The sequence below is a fragment of the Nitratidesulfovibrio oxamicus genome (genome assembly GCF_015731765.1).
GTDB lineage: Bacteria > Desulfobacterota > Desulfovibrionia > Desulfovibrionales > Desulfovibrionaceae > Cupidesulfovibrio > Cupidesulfovibrio oxamicus.
In genome coordinates, this window is the sequence record NZ_VRYY01000286.1 from 1 (window position 1) to 3,340 (window position 3,340).

Here is a 3,340-nt window from a genome sequence, read left to right on the forward strand (position 1 = left end):
CAGGCCCGCCGTATCCGGCACGCCGCACCCGGCCTTTGCGCGCACCCGCGCACGCCGGATGCATGCTGCGTTGCCGGGCCCGCGCCGCCCTTGCCGGAGCCCGTCATGACTTCGCCGAAGCCCGCCAGCCTCAAGGACATGTACCGCACCCTCCAGGACGATCCGTTTCCGGATTCCCTTACCCTGACGCTGGGCGACACCACCCTGACCTACCGCAAGCGCACCTGGACCATCGACGGTGAACGCAAGGGCCTGCGCTACGGCGAAAACCCCGACCAGCCCGCCGCCCTGTACGAACTGGCCGACGGCGGACTGACCCTTGGCGGCGTGGCCTTTCGCGCCGCCGGGCAGGGCCTTGTCTCGGCCATCGCCGAAGAACACATGGTCCAGGCAGGCAAGCACCCCGGCAAGACCAACCTGACCGACGTGGACAACGGGGTGAACATCCTGCAGTACCTGGCCGCGCGCCCCGCCGCCGTGATCCTGAAGCACAACAATCCGTGCGGGGCCGCCTGGTCCGATGCGGGCGTGGCCGACGCGCTGGACAAGGCCTACAACTGCGACAGGATCGCCGCCTTCGGCGGGGCCGTGGTGGTCAACCGCCCGCTTTGCCGCGCCGCCGGTGAACTCATCGCCGCCAACTACTTCGAGGTGGTGGCCGCGCCCGACTTCGAACCCGGCGTGCTGGAACTGCTGCAAACCCGCAAGAACCTGCGCATCCTGCGCATGCCCGGCCTGGCCCAGCTTGAACATTTCGCCGATGCGCCGTTCCTGGACATCAAGAGCCTGACCGACGGCGGCATGGTCATCCAGCATTCGTTCCGCAACCGCATCCGCACCGTGGCCGACTTCCTGCCCGCCGAGGCCACCAGCAAGGACGGCGTCACCGTCACCGCCCGCGCGCCCTCGAAGCAGGAGGCAGACGACCTGCTGTTCGCCTGGGCAGTGGAATCGGGCGTCACGTCCAACTCGGTGATCTTCGCGCGCAATGGCGCCACCGTGGCCATCGGCACCGGCGAACAGGACCGCGTGGGCTGCGTGGAGCTGGCCATCCACAAGGCCCATACCAAGTACGCCGACTCGCTGGCCTTCGCCGCGCACAACTGCTCGCTGTACGACCTGAAGCAGAAGGCCGCCGCCGATCCGGCCCTGGCCGACTCGCTGGCCGCCATCGAACGCCGCACCAGGGACGAACGCGGCGGCCTGCCCGGCACCGTGCTGGTCTCCGACGGGTTCTTCCCCTTCCGCGACGGCGTGGACGTAGCCCTGGCGCAGGGCGTTGCCGCCATCGCCCAGCCCGGCGGCTCCATGCGCGACCACGAAGTGATCATGGCCGTGAACGAGGCCAGCCCGCAGGTGGCCATGGTTTTCACGGGGCAACGGTCGTTCAAACACTAGGGCGTGCCCGCAACGTGTTCTTTCGCCCGCTGGCTTCGTCAAACTGCGCCTGCCACTCCGTCGAATACGAAAAGAGTATACTCCGTCATGTCAGGCTCGTTTTCCTCGCCAGCGAACGAAATCTCCACGTTGCAAACACGCCCTCCCGTGCGCCACACCTGACGCAGGCAAAACCAAGACAACTCCTTGTCCTGCAATTGCCTTTCTTCCTTATACCCCGCAGCGGTCTTCCGCTGCGGGTGGCTGGTGCGGGGGCGATGCAAGGAATTACGAGTTTTGCCCGCCAGACAAGGCGAATCAAGGTTTTTGAGCGCAGATCGGCAGCCGTTAGGCGAGCGCAACGCGCGAGCCTTACGGATGGCGAAAGCAACGCTGTACTCTTGTACGTGAGCATCAAAAACCTTGATTCAACGCCGTCTGGCGGCAAAAGGCGACAGCCGTTAGATGAGCGCTTGCGCGAATCTTACGGATGACGACCGCAGAGCGCGGATTCCGCCCGCAGCGTACCCGCGCTGACATGGCGCACCTACGAACTCCGCCCGCAGCGTACCCGCGCTGACATAGCGCGCCTGCGGCAGCCCAAACGCCTTCTCCGGCCTCACCGACACAAACCAAGCGGGAAACATGGCGGCACCATCCGGCATCGTGCGCTACCCCGGCCCGGGGTGCATCGTGGAATTCATGCAGGGCAACCGTCCCATAACGGCCTGGGTGCTCGAAGAACAGGCAGGCAAGCTGCGCCTGCTGCTCGCCAACCGCCGCGAAACCAAGCTCACCACCAACCGCCTGCTGCCCTGGTCCGGCCCGGTCTACTCCGGCGAGTACGGTCGCCAGCAGATCATCGACCTGCTGGAACTGCACCGCCAGCGCCGCGACGACCGCGAAACCGCGCTCGACCCGCTGGAACTCTGGACCCTGGCCCAGGGCGAGGTGGACCGCGCCTCGCTGGAATGGTTCGCGGAACTGCTCTGGGAAGCGCCCGAAGTGGACGACCTTGCCGCCCTTGGCCGCGCCATGCTGGCCTGCAAGACCCACTTCAAGTTCCAGCCGCCCGACTTCGAGGTGTACACCGCCGAAAAGGTGGACGCCCGCCTGGCCGAGCAGGAAGCCACCCGCCAGCGCGAAGCCCTTGTGGCTGCGGGCAACGAATTCGTGCGCATCCTGTGGGACGTGCACTCGCGCCACCGCACCCTGCCGCCGGAAACCTCGCCGGAGCGCCCCGCCCCGGACATCGCCGAACAGCTGGCCGCGCTGGTCATGACCCGCCTGGCCGACCCGGACGACCACGACTCCGAGGCTGTCTGGAAACAGGTGACCAAGGGCCTGCCCGACGACCCGCACCTGGCCCTGCACCTGGCCAAAACCTGGGGGCTGGTGCCGGAGCACCACAATTTCTGGATGGACCGCGCGGGCTACGCCCCCGGCAACGCCTGGGCTGCCGATCACGCGGACGACCTCGCCGCGCTGCGCGCCGCCGTGGAATCCGCCCGGCGCGATCCGCTGGCCACCCCGTTCATCTCCATAGATTCCGCCACCACCCGCGACATCGACGACGCCTTCCACATCGAGGCGCGCGGCGACGGGGGCTTTCGCCTGTGGCTGGCCCTGGCCTGCCCGGCCCTGGCCTGGCCCTACGGCAGCGAACTGGACAAGGCCGTGCTGCGCCGCGCCACCAGCATCTACCTGCCGGAAGCCACCCACCACATGCTGCCCGAGGAACTGGGCACCGGCTTCTTCAGCCTGCTGGCCGGGCAGGACCGGCCCGCGCTGGTGCTGGCCATGGAAGTGGCCCCGGACGGCGAACTGCAATCCTGCGTGCCCGGCGGCGCGTGGGTGAACCTGGCCGCCAACCTCACTTACGAGGCCTGCGAAGCCTGCCTTGCCGCCGTGGCCCCGCCGCAGGCCGCCCCGAACCCGGACGACGACCTGCTGGCGGCCATGC

Annotated in this window: 2 protein-coding genes; both read left to right on the top strand. The window is 67.9% G+C overall.

Annotation, left to right across the window (positions count from 1 at the left end):
• Positions 1-105: 105 nt before the first annotated feature.
• Positions 106-1,398: an IMP cyclohydrolase gene (locus FVW20_RS10355; RefSeq protein ID WP_196609419.1), complete on the top strand. Its 1,293-nt coding sequence runs from the start codon at positions 106-108 to the stop codon at positions 1,396-1,398.
• 624 nt (positions 1,399-2,022) lie between these two features.
• Positions 2,023-3,340, top strand: a 1,318-nt coding sequence (locus FVW20_RS10360; protein WP_196609421.1) for an RNB domain-containing ribonuclease, incomplete at its 3' end; no start/stop codon positions are given.

What these genes read in the sequence shown, in the direction of transcription:
- FVW20_RS10355 (WP_196609419.1), top strand. Translation starts at nt 106, where the DNA reads ATGACTTCGCCGAAGCCCGCCAGCCTCAAGGACATGTACCGCACCCTC.